The sequence below is a fragment of the Shimia sp. R9_1 genome, from assembly GCF_017743775.1.
Lineage (GTDB): Bacteria > Pseudomonadota > Alphaproteobacteria > Rhodobacterales > Rhodobacteraceae > Shimia.
In genome coordinates this window covers 1-24,744 of record NZ_JAGHRN010000003.1, presented here as the reverse complement: position 1 = coordinate 24,744, position 24,744 = coordinate 1, and the positions used below count along the sequence as shown (strand labels likewise).

Genomic DNA, 24,744 nt, shown 5'->3' with positions numbered 1-24,744 from the left:
GCGCTGAAGGGTTTCGCATCGCGCTGCCGCGCCCTTGCACCGCATTCCTGCAGTTCGCTGCGCAGGTGCGCGCTCAAAGAACAGCAGATCTCGCCAAACATCGGGCTTAGCCATCTATTGCGCTACTTGCACCAGTGACGGATCTAGAAACTGGAGATAAACAAACCGGTAAACCCAAAATCAGGAGACCGCCAATGCCCGCGCTTTTGTATCACTGTCCGTTCAATTGCTCGCTCGCAGTGCGTTTCGCGGCCGCGGAAGGCGGAGTACCGCTGGATATCGATCTTGTTGACTTTGCAACCAAGGCGCTGGCCTCAGGAGGGTCCTTCCTGGATGTGAACCCCTTAGGACAGGTATCAACCTTGCGCCTTGAGACAGGAGAACTGCTCACAGAGACCACTGCCTGCCTGCTTTGGGTGCAATCACAAGCACAGGCAAACATGCGCATTCCTGCGGACAATCCGGATTATTTTCAATTGGTCAGATGGGTAAGCTTTACCGCCACAGAACTGCACAAACAGATCTTGCGTGTGGTGTTTTACCCGGAGGCTACAGACCCGGTGAAAGACAACTTTCGCGCGCTTGCACCGGATCGTCTGGCACTTCTGAACACACACCTGAGCACACGCGACTTCCTCGTCGGCAATCGCTTTACAGCTGCAGACGCCTATCTTGTCTGGTTCCTTGTGCTTTCAGCACGCGCGCAAGTGCCAATAGCAGGCTATCCGCACCTGGAGGCCTATTTCGCAAAGCAAGTAACCCGCCCGAAGATCGCGGCGCTGATTACCGAAGATGAGGCCGCCCGCGCTAAAACGTGAGTTTACAGCGCCCCGCACAGACGCTCTGCGCAATGGGCAGCGCAATTCTTTACGCAGCCCAACAACACCGAAAAATGACAATGGGGTGGTGCGTACCCACCCCGTGGATAAAAAACCGCGTACCAGCCCTTCTAACCAGACCAAGACCGCAGCTCGCCCCCCTTAGACTTGCAGAACAATGCGCCCGATCACTTCACGCTCCTGAAGAGCCTGGAAAGCCTCAGCCGCCTGTTCCAAAGGCAAAACGCGATCAATAAGTGGCTGCAGCTCCCCTTCCGCAATCCAACTCATGATCTTGTCGGCTGCCTCCGTGGCTTCGTCCGGGAATTTCTCAGCCCATGCGCCCTCAAACACGCCGACAACTGAGAAGCCTTTGAGCAGAGGCAGGTTCATCGGCAGTTTTGGAATGTCCCCACTCACAAACCCAATTGGCGTGATGCGCCCGCCCCACCGCATGGATCGGGCAAGCTTTACAAAAGTGTCGCCCCCAACCATCTCAAAGCACACATCCAATCCGTGGCCGCCTGTCAGTTCCTTGATCTGTTCACGCAGATCCCCCTTACGCATGTTGACGACAGCATCCGCGCCCAGATCTTGCAGGACACTCATCTTGGCGACATCCCCCGTCCCCGCAAGAACGCGCGCACCAAGCATCCGCCCCATGTCAACGGCCGCAAGCCCAACCCCGCCCTTCGCCCCGGTGACCATTAGGGTCTCACCTGGCTTCAGCGCACATCGTTGAACCAGCGCGTGATAGGCGGTCATATAGTTGTGCAAGACCGTGCAGGCGACGGTAAACTCGACGCTTTCGGGCACCTTGGCGCACTTCCAGTGTTTGGTCACCGCACGTTCCGCATAGCTCCCATGCCACATTTGGCCTACGACACGATCTCCCGGTTTAAAGTTCGTGACCTCACTGCCGACCTCAAGAACGATGCCCGCCGCGTCCGTTCCCGGGACATAGGGCAGCTCTGGCTTCAGCTGATAGCCGCCTTCGGCCATCAGCTTGTCCATAAAACTCACAGCGGCGGCATGCACTTCGATGAGCACCTCATCGGCCGCGGGGGGCGGCTCTGGCGCTTCGCCAAGCTCAAGCGCATCCGCACCCTCAAATTTCGAACAAAGGATGGCGCGCATGGCTTAAGCTCCCGTGAGTATTGCGTTCTATTCCGCTGCGATATTTGCATCGTTCTCATCGGTTTCGCCATACCCCTTTGGCACGGGAAGGTCTGGCAAACCGGCTGCACGTTTTTGAAGCGCACGGCCAATCACAACGCGACTGATCTCGGTAGTCCCATCAACGATCCGCAGCATCTGGGCCAGACGTGATAGGCGATCCAGCCCATACGGCTGCAAGAGTCCCATGCCCCCCAAAACCTGAGTGCACGTGTTGGCAGCCTTTACTGCGGCATCTGGCACAAACCGTTTGGCATGTGCCGCCATGAGTGGCCCCTCAGGGGTCCCGAGCGCTTCAGCAGCTTTGCGGTAAAGCAGCTTGGAGGCTTCGAGATCCGTCGCCACCTCGCCCAACATCCATTGGATACCGTCAAGATCGAGGTTTTTGCCGCCAAACATCTTGCGGTTCTTTGAATAGGACAGCGCAGTATCCAGCGCGGCCTGCATCAAACCACAGCATCCAGAAGCGATCGATACCCGTGCGATATCGATGGCCATCAATGACCCCTGAAAGCCCTGGCCAATTGGCAGAATGATGTTGTCTTCGCTGACCACAACATTGTCGAAATTCATCTCGGCCAGCGGCAAGAAGTTGTAGGACGGCGTGTCATACTTCGGGCCAAAGCTGATGCCGGGCGCGTCTGCCGGGATCGCGACCATCGCCATGTCCTTATGGCCCGGATCATCGGAGGTTTTGACAACCGTAAAGTAGATATCGGCCTCGGTCGCCAGGCTCACCCAGGCTTTGGCACCGTTGATTGTCCAGGTGCCGTCATCATTGATGGTGGCACGGGTGTACATCTTCATCGGATCTGACCCGGACTGCGGCTCAGTCAACGCAAAATTCGCAAGCTTACGGCCCGAGGTCAGATCGCGCGCCCATCCTTCCTTAAAGGCATCGGTCCCGTATCCACAGCCCGCGAAAGTGCAAATGTTGTGCATGGACAGCGCAAAGGCATAGGCGCCATCGCCCAGCCCCAGTTGTTCATACACTTGAATGCCTTCTGAAAGCGGCAAACCCTGACCGCCCCACTCTTTGGGAGCGTAAAGACCGGTCAGGCCAGCCGCGCCAGCCTTGTCAGAGGCTTCGCGGGGCCATGTCTTTTTTGTGTTCCAAACATCTACATTGGGCAGGATGACATCGTTGGCATGATCGCGCGCAGCGGCCAAAATGGTTTCGAGGTGAGACGACATGGGCTTGGTCCTTTCTGTAGCGCGCAAATATCCAACTTCGCCAAACTCAGTCGGTGAAGCAATTCCGTTTCACGCAGTAAGATGTGCTATGGCAGCCAGATAACAGGCCACACCAGCCTCATGCCATCTCGCGCGATGACAACTGATTGTCCAAAAGTGACAAAAAGATTGCCTAGGAAAGATGCCGCTGCCGATACGAACTGGGCGTCGCGCCCGTCCATCTATGAAACGCCTTGTGGAAACTCGCCGCCGAAGAAAAACCAACGTCTTGAGCGATGGCTTCGATACTTGCATCCCCGATTTGCAAGCGGCGAATGGCGATGTCTCTCCGCAAGCCGTCTTTGATGGCTTGAAAAGATGTGCCATCTGCATCCAGTTTGCGGATCAGCGTGCGTGGCGTCATATTGAGCGCCTTGGCGGCCCCGGCCAGATTTGCGTCTTGCCAACCCGATTGGTTCAGATAAGCACGGACACGCAGAGACTGCCTGTGCTCCTGTGAGCGCGTAAAGAGCCAATCACGCGGGGCATTTTCCAAGAAGCGATCCAGATCATCGGTACTGCGCGTATTGACCGGTCCGAGGGAGGCCTTGGAAAAGCGAATGGACGTGGCGGGCGCACTGAAGGTGACCGGCGCAGGAAAGATAACGGCATAATCCTCCTCAAAAGAAGGACGCTCAAACGCAAATTCCACACGCTCCAAAGCCACTTCACGCCTGGCAAGCCAGGACAGGATCCCATGGGCCAGCTTGAGGATCAGCATATGACCAAAACGCTGGGCATGAGTGTTTGACCGAGGCAGAAGACAGAGCGTTATGCTGTCCTCTGCATCGCTCAGCTCAAACCGGTAGTCATCAAGCAACAGGTTCCAGAATGTCGAAAAGCGATAGAGAGCGGAAGACAGCGAGGTCGACTCACGCACCGATGTCAAAAGATGCTGCAAAGCGCGTGCCCTTATCGGACGCGACCACAACCCCATCATCTCGTCTCCGGTCTCCACGGCCGCCAGTTGGTAAAGGCGCACCATCTGCTCCAATGTCACCCGCCCCAGCGGGACTTTGTTGCCACATGGAATGCCGGACCGGGCAAGCAGCGACGCAAATTGATCCGGTTCACAAAGCCCCTGAAGCGCCCCAAGCCAATCCAGAACGAAGCTGCTCGAGACGGTTGAAAATGAAGATTCTGGTTCGCGTGTCATCATGGATGACAGTAGCAGCGAATACCGAGGGCTAGAACCAATATCCTAGACGCTCCACCACCACCATGAACCGCCAGAGACCCTGATAGCAGAAAGGTAGATCAACCTTGCGCTTGATGGGGCTGGCTTTGGACTTGAGTGCCCGAATCTTCGCATCGCTCAAAACAGACATGGGGGTATCTTCCCAAGTGCTGCGCGGCGCGTCCCCCAGAGATACCCCCGATTGAGGTAGACTTGGCTCGACGTGCCAGGACAACATGAAACAAGACCAATAGAAAAGACCCGCAAATACAGGCTACTATCAGACTAAATGGGACGCAAATGGAAGATTGAGTGGTGCCCCCACACGGACTCGAACCGCGGACCTACTGATTACAAATCAGTTGCTCTACCAGCTGAGCTATAGGGGCACTGACGTTTCCTCTAAGGGTTTGGCGCGGGAGCTGCAAGAGGTTTTTTCAGCGATTTGCACGGGCCAGCAAACCAACCGCCACAAGTCCCACCAAAACGATCAAAATCGCCCCCGGGCTGGCGTCGCCCAGGTTCTCCAGACTGGCCTGCTCATGCACTCTCGTGGCCAATGTATCAAAGTTGAAAGGCCGCAGCAGCATCGTCGCGGGAAGCTCTTTCACGCAGTCCACAAACACCAGCAGAAGCGCGGAGCCGATGGAAGCCCGCACCAGCGGCAGATACACCTCCCAGAGCACCTGAACGCGACTGCGGCCCAAGGAGCGTGCCGCCATGGGCAGGCTTGGGGCGACTCGCCCCATCGCGCCATCTGCAGCCCCCTGCGCAATCGCGAAGAAGCGCACGCAATAGGCCAGAATCAGGGCAAATGATGTGCCGGTCAAAAGCAGCCCTGAAGGGCCGCCTGTGACCGCTTCCACCAGATCGGCCAGAGAGTGGTCGATGGTGGCCAGCGGGATCAGGATCCCCACGCCAAGCACGGCGCCCGGGGCGGCATAACCAATTGTGGTGATCGGCAGCAGCAGGCGTGGCAGGCTGCGTCCGGAGAGGCGTACGCCATAAACCATGAACACCCCTGCGGTCACCGTCACGAAGGCCGCGATGCCGCCCACCCGCAGCGTGTTATAGAACGCGGTCAAAAGCGCGGGATCCTGCCAGCGCTCCAGATTGCCAATCGCCTGATGGGTGATCACCGCAAAAGGCAGCACAAAACCAATGGCAAAAGGCAACAGACAGAACACGCAGGCCAAGGCGCTGGCCGCTCCGGTCAGTTGGGCACGCTCAGGTGCGCGGTGCCGGGTGCTGAGGCTGAAGAACTGCACCTTGCGGCGGCTGATTTTCTCCATAGTGACCAGCACTATCACCAGCATCAGCACCACGCTGGAAAGCTGCGCCGCGCCACCTGCGTTGTTGCTTTCCAGCCAGACGCTGAAAATCCCTGTGGTGAGGGTCTGCACCGCGAAATAATCCACCGTGCCAAAATCATTGACCGTTTCCATCATCACGATGGCGGTCCCGGCAGCGATGGCCGGGCGCGCCAACGGCAGACCAATGCGCCAGAACCGGGCAAAAGCCCCTGCCCCAAGCGATCTCGCCACCTCTTCGCCGGCTCCGGATTGCTCGCGAAACGCAGCCCGCGCCAGAATATAGACGTAAGGGAAAAGCGCGGCAGACAGCACCAGGATCGCCGCCCCCATGGAGCGGATTTCCGGGAACCAGTAGTCCCGGCTGGTCTGCCACCCAAACAAGGAACGCAGGCCGGTCTGCACCGGGCCTGCATATTCAAGAAAATCCACCAGCGCATAGGCACCCACATAGGCCGGGATCGACAATGGCAACAGCAGCGCCCATTGGATCCAGCGCACCCCGGCAAAGCGGTAACGCGTCACCAGCCAGGCGGTCGTTGCCCCCATGGTGGCGGCCAGAGCCCCAACCGACACCATCAACACCAAAGTGTTGCGCATGTAGCGTGGCAAGGTGGTGGACAGCAGATGCGGCCAGATGTTTTCCACCGGATGAAAAGCAATCCAAACCACCGCCAGGATCGGTGACAGCACAACAGCGGCAATCACAAATGCCCCTGCCGACCACGGATCCACCATAGGCAGGCGCTTGGGCTTGCCACCGGTGGCTGCGAGGGCCGGATCAGCGCCGGAAGAGGTCGAGGGAGCGGGAGTTTTCACGGTGTATTCCTTTTTCGCGCCCTTCTGTTGCCTGAATCTGGTTTCACTGTCCAGAAACGAAGCTATACTTGTGCCAAGCACAATCCAAAAACGAAAAAGAACATGCAGATTGTCCTACATGCGGGCGCGCACTACACAGACGAAGGCAAACTCCTGGGCAGCCTGAACCAGAACAAGGCTCTGCTGGCCGATCACGGCATCGCTTTGCCGCCACCCAGCACCTATCGTCGTCAGATCCGCGACACGCTCGGCGAGATGAGCAAATCCGTGATGGCAACGGATTTCAAAGGCGCGGTCATGTCCGGCATGATTGGTGACACACAGCCTGACCGGCTGATCCTGTCCAACGACAATTTCTTCGGCGTGCCACGCCGCGCCATCCGCAACAACATGCTGTTTCCCGCCGCACCGGAACGGCTGCGCACGATGTCTTCGCTGTTTTACGGCGAGGATATCGAGATCTTCATCTCCATTCGCAATCCGGCCACCTTTGTACCCGCGCTGGTCAAAGCCTCGCCCAAGCACAGCATCGAGGAAGTCACCGACAATTGTGACCCGCTTCAGCTGCGCTGGTCCGATCTGATCCTAAATGTGCGCGAGGCCGTGCCGCATATGCCGGTCACCATCTGGTGTAATGAAGACACCCCCCTGATCTGGGAAGAGATTTTGCGCGAAATGGCCGGGCTTGATCCCAACACGCCGATTGCGGGCGGCACGTCGCTTTTGCAAAATATCATGAGCGAAGAGGGCATGGCGCGTCTGAACACCTTTCTGGAGGAGCACCCCGGCCTCACCGAGATTCAGAAACGCAGGGTCTATGCGGCGTTTCTGGATAAGTTTGCGCTCGAAGATGAGATCGAGGAAGAGCTCGACCTGCCCGGTTGGACCGAGGCGATGGTGGACGCTATGTCAGACGCCTATGACGAAGATGTCTTCCGCATCGAACGCATCCCCGGCGTGACCCTGATCCACCCATAAGCCAATCCACGCGCGCAAAAATAAAACGGCCCCCAAAAGGAGCCGTTCCAATCCGTGTAAACTCTGCGACAGCGCAGGTTATCCCATGCCAAGCGCCGCTTTGTACATGTCGATCACCGCCTCTTGCTCGGCAATGTCGTTTGGATCCTGCTTGCGCTCGCGCAGTATAGTGCGGATCGCCTTCACATCGAATCCACGGCCCTTCATCTCAGCAAAGACCTCTTTGATCTGCTCAGACACTTCTTTCTTTTCTTCTTCCAAACGCTCCACGCGCTCGATGAATTGCTTCAGCTCCTGACCGGTGACGCTGTATTGGGAGTCTGACGATGTGCCTTCGCTCATAAGTGACCTCTTGTCTTGCCTGATGCGCGTGTTCGGGACCTCCCGCAACACCCACGACGCCTGCTCAGACGCCAATTAATAAGGCTCGTATAGACCGCAAAGAGCGCCGCTATGCAAGGGGCACTCCGCGCGCATCGACCAATTCTCTCGCAACATGCGGCCTCTGACCCGGTTTGTCGCACAAGGCGCGCCCATGCTTGATCCCTGCCCCACAATCCGCTAGGCGCTTTTCACGGCTGACGCGGCCCCAACGGCCCGGCCTCGCAATTGAAGGAACACCACATGCAATGGATGATCTGGGGCGGCGCCCTCTTGTCGCTGATTGGTCTGCTGGGCCTCATGCTCTCCATCGTGAAAGTCGCCAAGGCCAAACGCGCAGGCCTCTCTGACGAAGAGCTGCGCGCCGCAGTTCAGAAGGTTGTCCCCCTCAACATGGGCGCGCTGTTTCTCTCCGTGATCGGGCTCATGGTGGTGATGGTCGGAATTTCTTTCTCCTGACCGCCGCCCCCGGCGCCACCGCGCTCAATTTAGCGAGCCAAATCCCTGCGCCTCTTTGATCAACTCATCAAATAGTGGCTCAGGCTGCCAATATTCGGCATCCCCTTCCGCCAGAACCCGCAGCTGCGTGCGCAGCGGGATCAGCCCCAATTGATCGCTCGCCATCATCGGCCCACCGCGCCAGCGCGGAAAACCGAAGCCATGGATCATGGCGACGTCAATCTCCGCAGGCGTTTTCACCACACCCTGCCGCAAAAGCTTGGCGCCGGCATTGGCCATGGCCGCAAGGCAACTGCGTGTGATCTCCGCCTCTTTGGTGCTTGTCTTGGGCAAGGGCCGCGTGTCCTCGGCCAGCGCCACCGCCAACAGATCGCGGGCGGCCTCATCGGCCTCTCCCAGCGGGTGCTCCATCGAATAGAGATACCACCCTTTGCGCATGTCGCGCCCTTCGCGCCCATTGCCATAAAGCGACGCTGACAGGCTAGCCCCGGCTATGCGCAACCCCGGCGCATTCAGCCCCAAGGCATCCGCCACCTGAAACGGCCCACGCGCCATGCCCCAGCCCAACATCACCCAGTCGACTTCGTAAGGATCGGCCCCAAGGCGCAAAAGCTCCTCTGCCGCGCGGATACAGGCCCCCATCAGGGTCTGTCCGACAAGCCCGGCCTGCGCCTTGGCCGTCACCGGGAAAAAGCCCATCTTGCTCAGCGCCTCAACACAGGTGGCCATCGCAGCGCCACCGGTCTGTGCCCCAGCCCCGATCTCCACACCGGCAGTGCGCAGGTAGAGGTTCGGCACGTAAAGGCTTAAAAGATCTTCCGGATTCTCCGTCGCGCTCGCCAATGTCTCAAGCGGTGCCGCGGGATCATGCACCACAATGAGCGCCCCCTCATCCACAATGCCGTCGAGCTGTGCCACCAACTGACGGGACACTTCCTGCCCCAGCCCCACCGCTTCGATCACCATATCCGCCGCGCTCAGCGCCACCAGATCTTGGGGCGTCGACAGCGCTGCCCGCATCGCATCTGCCTGCGCGCCTGAGACCTGCCCGCGTTCCGTCTGCCGGTGCAGCACCGCCTCAAGGCGTTTTTGCGCCAGATCGAGTGCGGCAGGCACCTGCGCCACCATCACCACCTCAAAGCCGGAGCGCAGCCCCGCCAGCGCCAGCTCCGCGCCCAACCGGTCACGCCCGACAATCACACCAAGCGTCTTGATCTCCCGAGGCGCTTCGTCCAGCAGTTCCGACAAGCGCATCTCTCGGCGCTCCGCAAGCGCCACATGCTGCAACGCTGCGCGCTGCTTGCCGTTCAGCAGCTCTTCAAAACGGTCCCGCTCAAAATCCAAGCCAACATCAAACGGCAACAACGGCGCAACCCGCACGCATTCCACAATCGCGTGCCCCGCATCCTGCCCCTGCGCGGCAAGACGTTTGCGCCAGCTCTCAATGGATTTCTGATGTCCGGCAAAATCGCTGATCTGCTCAAAGGCCTCCCGCGTCGGTCGCGCAGGCTTGAACTGAGCAATGCAGGTCAGCGCAAAAAGAACCGTGGCTTCCTCGATATCGCCCTCAGCCACCTCATCCACCGCGCCTTCCAGCTCCGGTGCGTTCGCAGGCAGCACCGCCCCCGCCAGCAACAGCTTCAGCGCGGCATCCGCGCCAATCAATCGCGGCAACCGTTGGGTCGCCCCCGCGCCGGGGATCACCCCAAGCGCCGCGTCCGGCATGGCAAATTGCGCGGTGTGATGCGCTACGCGATAGTGACATGCCAGCGCAAACTCCAATCCGCTGCCAACAACGGCACCGCTCAATCCGATCACCACCGGTTTACCCGCCGCCTCAACCATGTTGCACAGATCGCTAAGCCGCAGAGGATTTTTGGGTGCACCAATCTCCGCATAATCGCTGCCACCGGCAAAATCGCCAGCCGCGCCGATCAGCGCGATGGCCCCAACCATCTGATCCTCAAGCGCGCGCGCCACAGCCTCCTGCACCGCCTGGCGCACAGGCGCGCCCCGCGCGTCCGATGGCGGCTCTGACAGGGAAAGGATCGCCACCCCGCCCTCAATCCGATAGTCTAGCAACTGCGTCATGCCTCAACCCTGACAATCTTATGGTGCAAGTCTTTGTGTTTTCAGAGTTTAGCGGCCTGTCCCTCTCACGCAAGCCTGAGATCGCCGCCGCACATTTTTTGACAGCAAATAGACATGCACACCACCCTTGAAACATATGCGACTTTTATTATATGTGCATCCTATGGAGGAATTCTAATGAAGCCAGACGTCACCGCCTTCTTTGATGATGCGACCAACACTGTCTCCTTTGTGGTCAAAGACCCGGAAGGCAGCGCCTGTGCCATCATCGACAGCGTGCTGGATTTTGACCACGCCGCCGGGCGGACCGATACAAAATCCGCAGATGCGATCATTGCGCACATCAAAGCCAACGCGCTGAAGGTCGACTGGATCTTGGAAAGCCACGTCCACGCCGATCATCTCTCCGCCGCCCCCTACCTGCAGGAACAGCTTGGCGGCAAAATCGGCATCGGCAAAAACATCACGCTCATTCAGGACACCTTCGGGAAAATCTTCAACGAAGGCACCGAGTTTCAGCGCGACGGCTCACAGTTTGACCAGCTCTTCTCTGAAGGCGACAGCTTCATGATCGGCCAGATGCGCTGTGATGTTCTGCACACGCCTGGCCACACACCGGCCTGCATGACCTATGTGATTGGCGATGCGGCCTTTGTAGGCGACACACTGTTCATGCCCGATTTCGGCACTGCCCGCTGTGACTTCCCCGGCGGCTCCTCTGAGGATCTTTTTCAATCGATCCAGAAAATCCTCTCCCTGCCGGATGACACCCGCATCTTCGTCGGCCACGACTACAAAGCCCCCGGACGTGATGAATTTGCCTGGGAAACCACAGTCGCCGCGCAGAAAGCCAACAACGTGCATGTGGGGGCCGAGGCAGATCAGGCAAGCTTTGTCGCCATGCGCGATGCGCGCGACGCCACACTCTCGATGCCCAAACTCATCATCCCCTCGCTGCAAGTGAACATGCGCGCAGGCCTGATGCCGGAACCGGATGAGGATGGCGATGTCTACCTCAAGGTTCCCATAAATAAGCTTTGATCCTCAAGGCACTGTAAGAAAAGGAAAACACATGTTGAATGCGATCCCCGCCGATTGGCTCTGGGGGCTGGCTGGCGGCCTGTTGATCGGCACCGGTGGTGCGGTCTTTCTGCTGGGTAACGGCCGTATCATGGGCGCAAGCGGCATCCTTGGCGGGCTGGTCGACGGCTCTGGACGCAGCAATTGGGCAGAACGGGCGATCTTTCTGCTGGGGGTCTTTGCCCTGCCGCTTTTGTTGCTGCCTGTGGCGGGGCCGGTCGACACCCATGTGACCCAGAATCTGCTGGTTCTGGTTGCCGCCGGTCTCTGCGTGGGCATCGGCACACGTATGGCCAATGGCTGCACCTCCGGCCACGGCGTCTGCGGCATCTCCCGCCTGTCGCTGCGCGGGATTGTGGCCACTGTCTTCTACATCCTCGCAGGCGGCCTGACCGTCGTGCTCTTCCGCCATCTTCTGGGAGTGATCTGATGCCCCGTTTCCTGCTCGCGTTTCTTGCCGGTGGCCTCTTTGGCACGGGCCTCTTTCTCTCCGGCATGACCGACGCCGCCAAAGTTCAGGGCTGGCTCGATGTTTTTGGCGCTTGGGACCCGACACTCGCATTTGTGATGGGCGGTGCCATCATCCCCATGGCGATCGCCTGGCGCATCGCTGAGGGGCGCAAGCCACTGGTTGGCGGCACCTTCCCCAAACCGCCAGAGCCGAAACTTGGCCGCAATCTTGTTGTGGGATCTGTGCTTTTTGGGGTTGGCTGGGGATTGGCGGGCCTCTGCCCCGGCCCTGCGGTCGCCTCACTCAGCTATGGCGGCTGGCCGCATTGGGTGTTCTTTGCCGCGATGCTCGCTGGCATGATCCTCACCCCATTTGCACGCGCGCAGCTAGACAGAGCGGTTCCCGCCGAGTAATCAATCCGCATGGATATTCGTCAGATCACCGACCGCTTCTTTGCCGCGCCTCAGATTGACGCAGCAGACTTCGCCGCCCTTGCCGATGCTGGCTTTGGACTTGTCATCAACAACCGGCCCGACGGCGAAGTCGGCCCGGACCAGCACAGCGAAACCATGCGCGCCGCCGCCGAGGCAGCTGGTCTGAAATATGTGGTCAACCCGCTGACCATGGAAACCATGACCGAAGACCGTCAGGCGCTTCAGCGCGACAGTCTTGCGGATTGCGAAGGCAAAGTTCTGGCCTACTGCCGCTCCGGCACGCGCTCCACGATCTGCTGGGCGCTGGCACATGCGGGCGAGATGGCCTCTGAAGACATCGTCAACGCTGCCGCGCAGGGCGGCTACGATCTCTCCGGTCTAAAACCGCATCTCGATCAGATCAAAAACAACAAATAAGAATTTGATTAAGAATAGAAAAGCCCCGATTGATCGGGGCTTTTTCTTTGGGTATACGGCCGGACTTATGTGCCGGGCAGATCCAGATCCGCCAGCGCCATCGGATCACCGATATCATCTGAGCCCAGATTGATAAGATCATCCAGATCGTCCAACCCGCCAAAGTCTTCACCGCTGTCTGCATCCAATCCGATGCCACCCATGGAATCCAGATCCGGCAGATCGCCGCCAAGATCAGGCAGACCACCACCATCAAGATCGGGCAATCCACCGCCCAGATCAGGCAGATCCCCACCCATGTCCGGCATACCGCCGTCCAGATCAGGAAGGCCACCGCCGCTTAGGTCAGGCAGGGCCGGTGTGTCCATATCAGGCATGCCACCCATGGCAGGCAAATCGCCGCCCATATCCGGCATGCCGCCCATTGCAGGCATGGCAGGCTCATCCATCCCGGGCAGACCGCCCATATTAGATGCACCTGCAAGACCATTCGTCAAACCGCTCGCCAAAGCCGCGCCAGCAAGCCCCGGCACACAGACCGCGCGCATCCCGTCGAGCTGACCAATGCGGGCATCCGCGATCACCTCACCACCCAGCGCTTCCAACTTGGCGGATTTGATCGGGTCTTCCGGCAGTTTCAGCACATCGCCAACCTGCAAGCCCTGAATTTGCGCAATCGGCATGGAAACCTTGCCGATCACCGCATTCAGCGTGGTGGTTGCCTGCTTGACCGTGCTCTGGAATTTCTCAGCACCGGATTTCTCTTCCTCGTCACTGCCTTCAACAAGCACTTCGATGTCCGGGAAAATCCACGCCATGGTGCCGGTTTTCTTGCCATGCTCCAGCGTGATGTCCATCACGAACATATGGTAGTCCTGCGCCATCATGCCCAGCGACAAGGTCCGCCGGTCCGCCACCATCGCGCCGAACTTGTAGTGCTGCAGCCATTTCGGCGGCTCGCCCTCCTCGCCGAGATTGCGGACAAACCGCATCAGCGCATCTTCCATCAGCGGGGTGATCAAAGCGGCATCCACGCGAGTCGGCACACGATCCACGACCGGCTTGGGGATCACCTGTCCCAGCGTCTGGAATTCCACCAGCCCGGCGAGCACCTGCATATCCACAGCCATTGCACCGGGCTCACCGTTCTGCCCTTCTAGAATGGCCAGCAGCGATTCTTCATCGAGAATCTCCTGCAGCGCACGGTGCGGCAGCGTTGTGTGAGTCACTTTGGTCACATCAAGCGCCAGATCGAGCCCCTTCTCAGCAGCCTTGGCCAGCCCAAGCCGCATGGCTTTAGTCGGCGACATCGCCCGCGCCTGATGCTCGGTGCTGCCGTCCGTTGCCTTACGTCTGAGAATGGAGCTGCCTTTGGTCTCGCCCATGTTCATCACTGCCATATTTGTGGATCCGTTCCATGGCAGATTTGCCCCAATAAGGTTAACAGCCCCTCTACGAAGCCGCTAAAACGCCTTCAAAAACCGGTCATTGTGCCGCGAGCGCTGCGGATTGTGGCAGGATCACCCGAAAGGCTGCGCCACCCTGCCCCGGCAGGTAGTCCACTGAGCCGCCCAGACGGGTCATAATCTCTCGGCAAATCGCCAGACCAAGCCCCGCGCCGCTGACTTTCTGCTCGCCGGTCCGGGCGAATTTTTCAAAAATCACCGCCTGATCCGCCTTGGAAATGCCGCTGCCATTGTCGATAAAATCAATCACCAGCTGCCCCTGCCCGTATTGCACCGAGATATGCAGCTTCGGCGTTGGCGCATCACAATATTTCTGAGCGTTTCCAATAAGATTGATAAAGACCTGACTGAGGCGATCAAGATCGGTGGTCAGGGTCACTTTCTCCGACAGAAGATCCCGCATCACCCGAAGTTCGACGGTCTGATTGCCCGTCAGCGCGCTTGACAGGGCATGATCAAGCACATCACCAAGCACACCGGTCTGCTCATTCAGGCTCACCTGTCCGTTCTCCAAAACACTCAGGTCCAACAGATCATCCAGCAGCCGTGTCAGGCGGATCGCCTCATCGTGGATGATCGAGCTGTAGCGCACCTTTTCCTTCGCACTCAGCCGGTCACTGTCGCGCAAAATCTCCGAAAAGGCACGGATAGAGGTCATCGGCGTGCGCAACTCATGGCTGACCTGACTGAGGAAGGCATCCTTCTGCTCCGAGATCTGCGTGAGCTTCTCGTTGGCCTGCCTCAACTGCCGTGCGGTGCGCGCCTGTTCTTCAGATTTCGCCTCAAGCCGCGAGGAATATTCCATCATCTGCGCGGTTTCATCCGCCACCGCCATCAGGTCTTCCACCGACACCGAGGCACCGCCCACAATCTGCCCGATCATCGCATGGGCCGTCGCCGCGCCCACAGAACCCGCCAGCTCACGCTCCAGCACCGCAAGGAAATCCGGTGACGGCTCGGGCACCAGTCCGCTCAAGCCCTGCCGACGCGCCTCGCGCTCAAACAACCGCTGCGCCTCCCGCGCGCCAATGATGCGCTGCGCCATCACCATCAGGTCTTCACTCTGCGCAAGACTCCCGCTCCAGCTCTGCGGCGTGCGGCTGTGCTCAAACACATTCACAAACTGCGCTCCCTGCAGCCGTTCAAGTGGTGAGGGAAAGCCCACCAGCGAAGCAATGAAGAAGCTCAGCGTGTTCAGCAGCATCGACCAGAAGATCGCATGCACCAGCGGGTCCATCCCCGTGATGCCAAAAAACGCCTGTGGCCGCAGCCAGCCAAGCCCAAACGGCCCCTCTGTCAGCACCGCAGTGCCGATCAGCGTTCCGGTCCCAAAGCTGGGCAGCAACAGCGTGTAGGCCCAGATCAGAAAGCCCACGCTCAGGCCCACAAAGGCGCCGGTGCGCGTGGCCCCGCGCCAGAAAATCCCGCCAATCAGCACCGGCAGGAACTGCGCCACACCGGCAAAAGAGATCAACCCGATGGAGGCCAGCGCCGCCCCTCCGCCGGACAGGCGGAAATAGAGGTAGCCCAGAAAGACAACAGCCGCGATCGAGATCCGGCGCGACAACAGCACCACATGGCGCACATCGCCAGACACGGTCGCGCCCCCGCTTTGCGCGCTCAGCCAGATCGGCATGACAATATGGTTGGACACCATGGTCGAAAGCGCCAGCGCGGCGACAATCACCATAGAGGTCGCGCTGGAAAACCCGCCCAGAAACGACAGCATCGCCAGCCCGTCATTCCCCGTCGCCAGCGGCACGGTCAGCACAAAGAAATCAGGGTTGGCTCCGGGCGGCATCATATCAAGGCCAACCACCGCAATCGGCACCACAAAGAGGCTCATCACCATCAGGTAAAGCGGAAAGGCCCAGCTTGCCGTGCGCAGGTGATCTTCGTCCTCATTCTCCACCACCATGACCTGAAACATCCGCGGCAGACACAAAAATGCGGCCGCCGAGAGAAAGATTAGCGTCGCCCAGCGGTCACCGCGCATGTCCCACTGACCGATCTTGCTGGCGTCAATCCGCTCGAAAATATCGCTCACACCGCCCGCGACGCCCCAGACCACAAAGGCCCCAACCGCCAGAAGCGCGAAGAGTTTGACAATCGCCTCCACCGCAATTGCCATGACCACACCGTGGTGGCGCTCATTGGCATCAAGATTGCGCGTGCCAAAGACAATTGTGAAGAGCGCCAATCCGCAGGCCACCAGCAGAGCGTTGTTACCGTGATTAATCTCCGTCAACTCTGCTCCGTAAGCATCTGAGAAAACGCCAAAACTCACGGTGACAGATTGCAGCTGCAGCGCGATGTAGGGCGTGGTGCCAATCACCGCGAGAATGGTTACCCCAACCGCGAGCATATTGGATTTTCCGTAACGCGAGGAGATCAGATCCGCAATCGAGGTGATGCGCTGACTGCGCCCGATGCGCACCAGTTTGCGCAGCAACCACCACCAGCCGATCACCACCAGTGACGGGCCGATATAGATCGTCAGATACTCCAACCCGGAGCGCGCCGCATAGCCAACCGCGCCATAAAACGTCCAGGCGGTGCAATAGATGGACAGCGACAGCGTGTAGATCAGCGGACTGCGCAGCCAGCCGCCTTTGCCGTTGAGCGCCGCACGCTCCGCACCAAAAGCCACCGCAAACAGAAAGGCGACATAGATCAGGCAAACGCCGACGAGGATGTTTAACGCCCCCATCAGCGCCCCCCACCTTCCTCCTGCGCATCACTGCGTTTCATCAGAAAGGCAAACCAAGCCCCAAGCAGCACAAGCGCAAACCAGACCAGAAAGATATAGATGATGGCGTCCGAGCTGGCGACGCTGCCTGCACCATCTTCAGGGGTGGGCCACAGCAACGGCACCGCCCACAGCACAGCGCCCACAACAGGCACCATGCGAACGGTGTCAATCAACCTGCGACGGCGATAGCTCTGCCGCTCCAGAAACGGGATATTGGGCCGATCGCTCATTGAGCCTGCTGCTCACCCACCACCAGCTCCCGCACGGCATCCAGCACTTCGGCATTGGAAAATGGTTTGGTCATGAACCGGCTTGCGCCTGCGCGCGCGGCCATCTCACGATCTTTGACCTGCCCTTTGGCTGTCAGCATCAGCACCGGAATGCCTTTGGTGAGCTCAGCCTCACGCAGCTCCCGCAGAATGTCATAGCCATTCTTGCCAGGCAGCATCACATCCAGGATCACAACATCCGGCAACGCCGCAGTCACCACGCCAACGGCATCATGCCCGTTGGAATGGGTCGCCACAGTCCAGCCGTCCCGCGACAGAATAAAGCTGATTGCTTCAATGATATTGGGCTCATCTTCAATGACGAGAACATTCTTGCCCATGCAGCCTCCCCTCCCCGAAAGTCCACAAACGGTGGTCCATTTTTAGCGTGCGCTTGGCAAAAGCCAAGAGGATTTCTTGCGTCATGATCGCGCGGCCAAAAGTGAGGGCTCCCGGCGGCCGTCACAGAGCTCCAGCGGACAGACCCGACAGGAGGAGCCAACCGGGGCCCCGGTGTCATCTTTCACGTCCAGCGGAACAATCAACATATATGCGTGATACAGCGGTGCCACATTCACCTGTATCTGGCCCACAGGCTCAGAGACCGCATAACAGTCAAAATCCCGCGCCTCCCGACCTGCCATGGTCAGCCGTTGCCGCAGCGCCTGCATCGGACGTGACAGCGCCTGAAACAGCGGCCACTTCGGGCAAGCGCCGGAAAATCTCGGGATCGCAAAGCCTTCCACCGGTTTGCGCAACATAAGTGTGCCGGAGGCATCCGCCATCACAAGCCCAAGCGGGCGCTCAAGCAGCGCATCAGAGACCGCCGCCAGCCGCCGCAACACGGCGCTCAGCGACGCACCGGTTTCGCTGACAAGCCAGGTCGGCTCCACCATACCGTCTTTCAGATGACGCGCGAGCATCTCCATCGGCAAATCCCGAGCATCCGCCCGCAGCTGCCGCACCACGCCCAGCGCCATGTCCCGCGCCGCCTCTGTGGTCAGCAACGGCTGATTGGCAACAAAAGCCTGCAAGGTTTCAAACGAGGCTTCGCCCAGCGCATCAAACTGAAAGTCATGGGCCTGCAACATGGCCTCCACCTCCTCCAGTGGCAGCGTCATGCCCGCCCGCGCATCCCCTGCGTCATCCAGATAAGACACCAACTGCTCCGCCCCTTCGGCAAGCCGTTGACTGTCTTCGTTCAGGTTGCGGTGAAACCGGTTGCGCCATTCCGGCTCAATCTCCTTGGTCTCCGCCAGAATACCCGCCGTTGAGCGGATTGCCGTCACCATGGTCAGCATTTCATGCACCGAGGTCGCCAGATGCGGGTCATGCGTCAGCCGATCGGTCAGCGTCGCCGCCGTATGTTCCAGACTGCGCAGCCTCTGGTGCTGCTCCGCAATCAGCGCCGCAAATCCGGGAAAGCGCCCGGCAAATTCATCGCTGCGCGCCACCTCGGGTGAGGCCCCCTGCGCATCCGCTGCCGCCTCCCGCAATGTGGCCAGCAATGCCGCCTCTGCCCCCTCACTCAGCAAAGAGGGCTCCACATCCAGCGCCTTGGCGATGTCGTTCAGCAACTTCCCGCCGATGCGACGCCGGTTATGCTCGATTAGGTTGAGGTAGCTCGCAGAAATTCCCACACGTTCAGCAAGTTCCGCTTGCCGCACCTTTGCAACCAAGCGCCGCTCACGTATACGGCTCCCCGCCAATCCGCTTTGTGGCATCACGTCCTCCCCGACGTTTCGCTTCAAAAACAATGACCTTCTGCGCCGCAGAATAATTTGTTTACAAATTGCTGCACAGCAGTGCGAATTACTTTACAAAAAAATTGTTACAAGAAAAGCAGTTGTTGCGAAATTTTCGAGCCGCCTTCGATAATGAAACTGCACATCTGTGCGCGCGACGTCCGGGGAAGAGGAGCCCCTGTCGCACTTTACATAACGGGAGGATTATATGTCCAAAAGCAACTTTACACGTCGTGGCTTGCTTAAAACGAGCGCTGTTACCGGCGCCGGTCTGGCTCTGCCAACCATCTTTACGGCGCAGTCTGCTCACGCGTTCACCAACGAACCCACCGGCGGCACCGTGACTCTGGGCTTCAACGTGCCACAGACCGGTCCATACGCTGACGAAGGGGCGGACGAGCTGCGCGCCTACCAGCTGGCAGTTGAGCACCTCAACGGCGGCGGCGATGGCGGCATGATGAACACCTTCAGCTCCAAGGCGCTGCAAGGCAACGGTATCCTTGGCAAGAAAGTCGAGTTCGTCACCGGCGACACCCAGACCAAATCTGACGCGGCGCGCGCATCTGCCAAGTCGATGATCGAAAAAGACGGCGCAATCATGATCACAGGTGGCTCGTCCTCCGGTGTGGCCGTGGCTGTGCAGGCGCTCTGCCAAGAGGCCGGCGTGATCTTCATGGCGGGTCTGACCCACTCCAACGACACCACCGGTAAAGACCGCAAAGCCAACGGCTTCCGTCACTTCTTCAACTCCTACATGTCCGGCGCAGCGCTGGCACCTGTGCTCGCAGGCGCATACGGCAAAGACCGTAAAGCCTATCACCTGACAGCGGACTACAACTGGGGTTACACCACAGAAGAGGCCGTGAAAGCCTCCACCGAAGCCATGGGCTGGGAAACCGTTGCCGCGGTGAAAACCCCGCTCACGCAAACCGACTTCTCCTCCTATATTGCGCCGGTTCTGCAATCTGGTGCCGACACGCTGGTTCTGAACCACTACGGCGGCAACATGGTGAACTCGCTGACCAACGCGGTTCAATTCGGTCTGCGTGACAAGCAGGTGAACGGCAAAGACTTCCAGATCATCGTTCCGCTCTACTCCCGCCTGATGGCGAAGGGTGCGGGTGCCAACGTGAAGGGCATCTTCGGCTCCACCAACTGGCACTGGTCGCTGACCGATGAGGGCTCCAAAGCCTTCGTGAAATCCTTCGGCACCAAATATGGCTTCCCGCCATCCCAGGCCGCGCACACCACCTATGTGCAGACCCTGCTTTATGCGGATGCGGTTGAGCGCGCGGGCTCCTTTGCCCCATGTGCCGTGGCAGAAGCTCTGGAAGACTATGAGTTCGACGGTCTGGGCAACGGTAAGACGCTCTATCGCGGCGCCGACCACCAGTGCTTCAAAGACGTGCTGGTTGTGAAGGGTAAAGAGAACCCAAGCTCCGAGTTCGACCTTCTGGAAATCGTTGAAGTCACCCCGGTTGAGCAGGTCATGTACCAGCCTGATCACCCGCAGATGGGTGGCGCAGAAGCCACCTTGGGCAGCTGTAACAACGGCGCATAAGCGCGTTTCGGGCGGGCAGCTCTTTGCCCGCCCTTTTCACGCCTGACCGGCCTCTCCGGACAACATAGGGACGGACCGATGGAAGTAATCATCCTTCAAACTCTGAATGGCCTTGATAAGGGCTCAGCTTATGCGCTGATCGCTCTCGGCCTGACCTTGATCTTTGGCACCCTTGGGGTCGTGAACTTCGCGCACGGCGCCCTGTTCATGATCGGCGCCTTCTGCGCCGTCACCCTCAGCCGCATTCTGACACTTTCTTACACCGTGGTTGATGAGACCAAGACCGACTTTCTGGGCAACCCGGCCAAGGTGGATGTGCCCTACATCTATGATATCTTCGGCCAGGCCACTGGCGGTGCCATAATCGACTGGGCCGTCCCGCTGTCGATCCTCTTTGCCATTCCGGTAATGATGGCCGTTGGCTTCATAATGGAACGTGGCCTGATCAAACACTTCTACACCCGTCCGCACGCCGACCAGATCCTTGTGACCTTTGGTCTGGCGATCGTGCTGCAGGAAGTGATCAAGTATTTCTACGGCGCAAACCCGATCCCAACCCCCGCTCCAGAAGCCTTCAAAGGGTCTTTTGATTTTGGCGCCGCCCTTGGCTTTGACCCCAATCTGATCATCTACCCCTACTGGCGCATCGTCTACTTTGTCTTTGCCGCCATCATCATCGGTGCCGTGTTTGCCTTCCTGCAGTTCACCACCTTTGGCATGGTTGTGCGCGCCGGCATGGCGGACCGCGAAACCGTGGGCCTTCTGGGCATCAACATCGACCGCCGCTTCACCATCATGTTTGGTCTGGCCGCTGCGGTCGCAGGTCTCGCCGGGGTCATGTACACGCCGATCAACTCGCCGAACTACCACATGGGCATGGACTTTCTGGTCCTGAGCTTCGTGGTTGTGGTTGTGGGCGGCATGGGCAGCCTGCCCGGCGCCGTACTCGCAGGCTTCCTGCTTGGTATTCTTGAGAGCTTTGCATCCATGCGCGAGGTTCTGGCAGTCCTTCCGGGCCTGAACCAGATCATTATCTACCTCGTTGCCATCATCATTTTGCTGACCCGTCCACGGGGCCTGATGGGCCGCAAGGGCGTCATGGAGGAATAACCAATGCTCGGTCTCGAAAAGAAAGATTTCCAGCTTCTGCTGGTGGTTGCCGGGCTGACATTGCTGGCACCCTTCATCCTCAACCCCTTCCCGGAAAGCTCCGGCATGGCGCAATTCAACGCGGGCTACCCCGACCTGATGCAGCGCTTTGTGATCTTCGGCATCTTTGCCATCGGCTTTAACATCCTCTTTGGCCTCACCGGCTACCTCAGCTTTGGTCACGCCGCCTTCCTGGGTGTGGGCTCTTACGGCGCGATCTGGATGATGAAGCTCATCTCGCTCAACGTGATCCCTGCGATCTTCATGGGCATTGTCGTGGCTGGCATCTTTGCACTGGCTGTGGGGTTCATCACCCTGCGCCGCTCAGGTATCTACTTCTCGATCCTGACGCTCGCCTTCGCGCAGATGTCTTACGCGCTCGCCTATTCGGTGCTGACGCCGATCACTGGCGGTGAAACCGGCCTGCAGATCAAATCCACCGACCGTCCGCTGCTTTCCAATCTGGAAGAAGGCGAAATCGGTCGTGCCAACCTCTTTGGCATGGACATGCGCGCCAGCTTTGAGCTGAACGTGGGCGATTGGCTCTTCACCTTCAACGCGGGCTACTACATCGCTGCCATTGCGATGCTGGCCAGCTTCTATCTCGCAATCCGCATCTTCCGCTCTCCTTTCGGCATGATGCTGCGCGCGATCAAATCCAACCAGACCCGCATGTCCTACACCGGCCTGAACCCGCGCCCCCACACATTGGCAGCCTTCGTGATCTCCGGCATGTATGCTGGCCTCGCTGGCGGCCTGCTGGTGGCGATGGACACACAGGTTGGCCCCGAGCGCATGTTCTGGACAGCGTCGGGCGAGGTGGTGCTGATGACCATCCTGGGTGGTGTTGGCACGCTGATCGGTCCGGTTCTGGGCGCAGGTGCGATCAAATACATGGAAAACATCCTGTCCAAGATCAACAAGGACGTTCTGCACCAGTGGTTCGCCTTCCTGCCTGATGGGCTTGAGGATTTCGTGATCACCCTGATCTACCCCTTCATCGGCAAGGGCTGGCACCTGACCCTCGGCATCCTCTTCATGCTGGTGGTGATCTACCTGCCTGGTGGTCTGGTCGAAGGTGGCCAACGCCTTGCGCGCGCCCTGCGCGGCAAGAAAGCCTCTGATGAGGACGGCCCCAAGGCCTCCACTGAACCCGCAGAATAAGGAGACGGAAAGATGGGAATTCTCGAAGTCAAAGACGTAGGAAAGCGGTTTGGTGGCCTTCAGGCTCTGTCAGACGTGAACCTCTCGGTCAAAGAAAACAGCGTCCATGCAATCATCGGCCCCAACGGGGCCGGGAAATCCACCCTCTTGAACTGCCTTGTGGGCAAACTCATCCCGGACACAGGCTCTGTCATGTTTGACGGCCAGTCCGTGCTGGGCCGCACCCCGCACGAGATCAACCAGATGGGCATTTCCCGTGTGTTCCAGACCCCCGAGATCTTTGGGGAGCTCACGGTGATGGAAAACATGATGATCCCCTGTTTTGCCAAACGCGACGGGGCGTTCTCGCTGCAGGCCATCGCCAATATGTTCAGCGAGAAAGACGTGGTTGAACGCGCCGAAAGCATGCTTGAGGACATGAACATGGCCGACAAGCGTCACATGCACGCAGCCTCCATGTCACGCGGGGACAAACGCCGCCTTGAGATCGGCATGTGTCTGGCACAAGAGCCGCGCCTCCTGCTGCTGGATGAACCCACCGCCGGTATGGCACGGGCCGACACCAACAACACCATCGACCTTCTGAAACAGATCTCGGACGAGCGCGACATCACCATCGCCATCATCGAACACGACATGCATGTGGTGTTCTCACTGGCGCAGCGCATCACCGTTCTGGCCCAGGGCACACCGCTGGTTGAGGACGATCCGGAAAACATCAAAGGCCATCCGAAGGTGCGCGAAGCGTATCTTGGTGAAACCGCTTAAGGGGGACAGAAAAAATGAACGTCAAACCCGACTTCTCAAAAGGCCACAATCTGGCCGAAACCGCCCCCGCCTACCTCTCCGTCTGGAACATGGAGAGCTACTACGGCGAGAGCTACATCGTCCAAAACATCAGCTTCAATGTGCACGAAGGCGAAATCCTCGCCCTTCTGGGCCGCAACGGTGCGGGCAAAACCTCGACCCTGCGCTCCATCGCCCGCATGAACGATCCTCAGGTCACCCATGGCGAAATCTGGCTGGACCACCAGCCGCTGCACCTGATGAAGTCTTATGAGGCCGCCGCCGCAGGCATTGGTCTGGTGCCCGAAGATCGTTCCATCATCCCGGGCCTGACCGTGGAAGAGAACATCCAACTGGCGCAGATCGCCCCGCCCATCGGCTGGTCAATTGAGCGTCTTTATGAGCTCTTCCCCCGCCTTGGTGAGCGCCGCAAGCAGGAAGGCGTCACCCTGTCCGGTGGCGAACAGCAAATGCTTGCCATCGCCCGCGCCCTGTCCCGCGACCTCAAAGTGCTTCTGCTCGATGAACCTTATGAAGGCCTCGCGCCGGTGATCGTGGATGAAATCGAGAAAACGCTCCGCATCATCAAGGAACAGGGCATCACGACCATCATCGTGGAACAGAACGCCGTGCGCGCACTCGAGCTCGCTGACCGCGCCGTGATCCTCGATACCGGCTCCGTGGTGTTTGACGGCGCCGCCGCCGAAGTCCTCGCAGATGAAGAGCTGCGCGCCGAATACCTCGCGATCTGATCCAACTTCTTAGGGGGGTGTCCGAAAGCCGTACTTGACCTCACGGCGCATCCCCCTAACCTCGCCTCAAATTTGACTTTTCGGGGGGAACCATGTCTGACAAAACCTATGCTCCGTCTGCGGAAATGGCCGGGAACGCCATTATCACCGCAGCAAAATACGACGCGATGTACGCGGCCTCTCTGGCGGATCCTGAGGGGTTCTGGAACGAGCACGGCCAGCGTGTGGAGTGGATCAAGCCTTACACCAAGGTGAAGAACACCTCCTTTACGCCGG

Annotated in this window: 25 protein-coding genes and 1 tRNA gene; 13 read left to right on the top strand and 13 right to left on the bottom strand. The window is 59.1% G+C overall.

Annotation, left to right across the window (positions count from 1 at the left end):
• The first annotated feature begins 194 nt into the window (after nucleotides 1-194).
• Nucleotides 195-818 (top strand): glutathione binding-like protein, encoded by a 624-nt coding sequence (locus J7399_RS11130; RefSeq protein ID WP_209086147.1) that lies wholly within the window; start codon nucleotides 195-197, stop codon nucleotides 816-818.
• Nucleotides 819-980: 162 nt separating this feature from the next.
• Here J7399_RS11130 and J7399_RS11125 read toward each other — a convergent pair whose 3' ends face one another.
• From J7399_RS11125 to J7399_RS11100, 6 genes are all read right to left on the bottom strand, one after another.
• Complete coding sequence (locus J7399_RS11125) at nucleotides 981-1,955, bottom strand: NADPH:quinone oxidoreductase family protein (protein WP_209086145.1); 975 nt, start codon at nucleotides 1,953-1,955, stop codon at nucleotides 981-983.
• 27 nt (nucleotides 1,956-1,982) lie between these two features.
• Nucleotides 1,983-3,188, bottom strand: a complete 1,206-nt coding sequence (locus J7399_RS11120) for an acyl-CoA dehydrogenase family protein (RefSeq protein ID WP_209086143.1) — start codon at nucleotides 3,186-3,188, stop codon at nucleotides 1,983-1,985.
• A 172-nt stretch (nucleotides 3,189-3,360) separates the two neighbouring features.
• On the bottom strand, nucleotides 3,361-4,383 hold the full coding sequence (locus J7399_RS11115) for an AraC family transcriptional regulator (RefSeq protein WP_209086140.1): 1,023 nt from the start codon (nucleotides 4,381-4,383) through the stop codon (nucleotides 3,361-3,363).
• Nucleotides 4,384-4,414: 31 nt separating this feature from the next.
• The gene (locus J7399_RS11110) at nucleotides 4,415-4,555 is read right to left on the bottom strand and encodes a hypothetical protein (RefSeq protein ID WP_209086138.1); all 141 of its coding nucleotides are present in this window, start codon (nucleotides 4,553-4,555) and stop codon (nucleotides 4,415-4,417) included.
• Nucleotides 4,556-4,717: 162 nt separating this feature from the next.
• Nucleotides 4,718-4,793: transfer RNA gene (locus J7399_RS11105), tRNA-Thr, on the bottom strand.
• A gap of 48 nt (nucleotides 4,794-4,841) precedes the next feature.
• Entirely contained in the window at nucleotides 4,842-6,452 is a 1,611-nt protein-coding gene (locus J7399_RS11100; protein WP_209086817.1) for an iron ABC transporter permease, read from the bottom strand.
• Between the two features lie 183 nt (nucleotides 6,453-6,635).
• Between J7399_RS11100 and J7399_RS11095 the strand changes: the two genes are divergently transcribed.
• A complete protein-coding gene (locus J7399_RS11095; RefSeq protein WP_209086135.1) occupies nucleotides 6,636-7,511 on the top strand; it encodes a hypothetical protein in 876 nt (291 codons plus the stop codon).
• 78 nt (nucleotides 7,512-7,589) lie between these two features.
• Here the strand turns inward: J7399_RS11095 and J7399_RS11090 are convergent, their stop codons facing one another.
• Nucleotides 7,590-7,853 carry a DUF2312 domain-containing protein gene (locus J7399_RS11090; RefSeq protein ID WP_209063099.1) on the bottom strand — a complete coding sequence of 88 codons (264 nt, stop codon included), beginning with the start codon at nucleotides 7,851-7,853 and terminating at the stop codon, nucleotides 7,590-7,592.
• A 282-nt stretch (nucleotides 7,854-8,135) separates the two neighbouring features.
• On the opposite strand from J7399_RS11090, the gene J7399_RS11085 reads away from it, so the two are divergent.
• Entirely contained in the window at nucleotides 8,136-8,351 is a 216-nt protein-coding gene (locus J7399_RS11085; RefSeq protein ID WP_209063101.1) for a hypothetical protein, read from the top strand.
• A gap of 24 nt (nucleotides 8,352-8,375) precedes the next feature.
• Here the strand turns inward: J7399_RS11085 and J7399_RS11080 are convergent, their stop codons facing one another.
• Nucleotides 8,376-10,442, bottom strand: coding sequence for an enoyl-CoA hydratase-related protein (locus J7399_RS11080; protein ID WP_209086133.1), 2,067 nt, complete (start codon nucleotides 10,440-10,442; stop codon nucleotides 8,376-8,378).
• Between the two features lie 177 nt (nucleotides 10,443-10,619).
• On the opposite strand from J7399_RS11080, the gene J7399_RS11075 reads away from it, so the two are divergent.
• The 4 genes from J7399_RS11075 to J7399_RS11060 are packed head-to-tail and all read left to right on the top strand — an operon-like array spanning nucleotide 10,620 to nucleotide 12,824.
• A complete protein-coding gene (locus J7399_RS11075; RefSeq protein WP_209086130.1) occupies nucleotides 10,620-11,483 on the top strand; it encodes an MBL fold metallo-hydrolase in 864 nt (287 codons plus the stop codon).
• Nucleotides 11,484-11,526: 43 nt separating this feature from the next.
• The gene (locus tag J7399_RS11070) at nucleotides 11,527-11,952 is read left to right on the top strand and encodes a YeeE/YedE thiosulfate transporter family protein (RefSeq protein ID WP_209086815.1); all 426 of its coding nucleotides are present in this window, start codon (nucleotides 11,527-11,529) and stop codon (nucleotides 11,950-11,952) included.
• Nucleotides 11,952-12,386 carry a DUF6691 family protein gene (locus J7399_RS11065; RefSeq protein ID WP_209063107.1) on the top strand — a complete coding sequence of 145 codons (435 nt, stop codon included), beginning with the start codon at nucleotides 11,952-11,954 and terminating at the stop codon, nucleotides 12,384-12,386. The genes J7399_RS11070 and J7399_RS11065 overlap by 1 nt, the downstream gene beginning before the upstream one ends.
• Before the next feature lie 9 nt (nucleotides 12,387-12,395).
• The gene (locus J7399_RS11060; RefSeq protein ID WP_209063109.1) at nucleotides 12,396-12,824 is read left to right on the top strand and encodes a TIGR01244 family sulfur transferase; all 429 of its coding nucleotides are present in this window, start codon (nucleotides 12,396-12,398) and stop codon (nucleotides 12,822-12,824) included.
• Between the two features lie 65 nt (nucleotides 12,825-12,889).
• On the opposite strand, the gene J7399_RS11055 is transcribed toward J7399_RS11060, so the two are convergent.
• The 5 genes from J7399_RS11055 to J7399_RS11035 all read right to left on the bottom strand — a co-directional run bounded on the left by J7399_RS11055 (nucleotide 12,890) and on the right by J7399_RS11035 (nucleotide 19,035).
• On the bottom strand, nucleotides 12,890-14,224 hold the full coding sequence (locus tag J7399_RS11055) for a flagellar motor switch protein FliM (protein ID WP_209086128.1): 1,335 nt from the start codon (nucleotides 14,222-14,224) through the stop codon (nucleotides 12,890-12,892).
• A gap of 85 nt (nucleotides 14,225-14,309) precedes the next feature.
• Nucleotides 14,310-17,000, bottom strand: coding sequence for an ATP-binding protein (locus J7399_RS11050; RefSeq protein ID WP_209086126.1), 2,691 nt, complete (start codon nucleotides 16,998-17,000; stop codon nucleotides 14,310-14,312).
• Nucleotides 17,000-17,272: a hypothetical protein gene (locus J7399_RS11045; RefSeq protein WP_209063116.1), complete on the bottom strand. Its 273-nt coding sequence runs from the start codon at nucleotides 17,270-17,272 to the stop codon at nucleotides 17,000-17,002. Before J7399_RS11045 ends, J7399_RS11050 begins: the two co-directional genes overlap by 1 nt.
• Entirely contained in the window at nucleotides 17,269-17,652 is a 384-nt protein-coding gene (locus J7399_RS11040; protein ID WP_209063118.1) for a response regulator, read from the bottom strand. The genes J7399_RS11045 and J7399_RS11040 overlap by 4 nt, the downstream gene beginning before the upstream one ends.
• Nucleotides 17,653-17,733: 81 nt before the next feature.
• The gene (locus tag J7399_RS11035) at nucleotides 17,734-19,035 is read right to left on the bottom strand and encodes a helix-turn-helix transcriptional regulator (protein ID WP_209086124.1); all 1,302 of its coding nucleotides are present in this window, start codon (nucleotides 19,033-19,035) and stop codon (nucleotides 17,734-17,736) included.
• Nucleotides 19,036-19,264: 229 nt separating this feature from the next.
• On the opposite strand from J7399_RS11035, the gene J7399_RS11030 reads away from it, so the two are divergent.
• From J7399_RS11030 to J7399_RS11005, 6 genes are all read left to right on the top strand, one after another.
• The gene (locus J7399_RS11030) at nucleotides 19,265-20,617 is read left to right on the top strand and encodes a substrate-binding protein (protein ID WP_209086122.1); all 1,353 of its coding nucleotides are present in this window, start codon (nucleotides 19,265-19,267) and stop codon (nucleotides 20,615-20,617) included.
• 78 nt (nucleotides 20,618-20,695) lie between these two features.
• Nucleotides 20,696-21,727, top strand: a complete 1,032-nt coding sequence (locus tag J7399_RS11025; protein WP_209086120.1) for a branched-chain amino acid ABC transporter permease — start codon at nucleotides 20,696-20,698, stop codon at nucleotides 21,725-21,727.
• Between the two features lie 3 nt (nucleotides 21,728-21,730).
• Nucleotides 21,731-22,930, top strand: coding sequence for a branched-chain amino acid ABC transporter permease (locus tag J7399_RS11020; RefSeq protein WP_209063126.1), 1,200 nt, complete (start codon nucleotides 21,731-21,733; stop codon nucleotides 22,928-22,930).
• A 12-nt stretch (nucleotides 22,931-22,942) separates the two neighbouring features.
• The gene (locus J7399_RS11015; protein ID WP_209063127.1) at nucleotides 22,943-23,698 is read left to right on the top strand and encodes an ABC transporter ATP-binding protein; all 756 of its coding nucleotides are present in this window, start codon (nucleotides 22,943-22,945) and stop codon (nucleotides 23,696-23,698) included.
• 14 nt (nucleotides 23,699-23,712) lie between these two features.
• Nucleotides 23,713-24,468 (top strand): ABC transporter ATP-binding protein, encoded by a 756-nt coding sequence (locus J7399_RS11010; RefSeq protein WP_209063129.1) that lies wholly within the window; start codon nucleotides 23,713-23,715, stop codon nucleotides 24,466-24,468.
• 92 nt (nucleotides 24,469-24,560) lie between these two features.
• On the top strand, nucleotides 24,561-24,744 hold a 184-nt coding region (locus J7399_RS11005; protein ID WP_209086118.1), incomplete at its 3' end, for an acetyl-coenzyme A synthetase N-terminal domain-containing protein.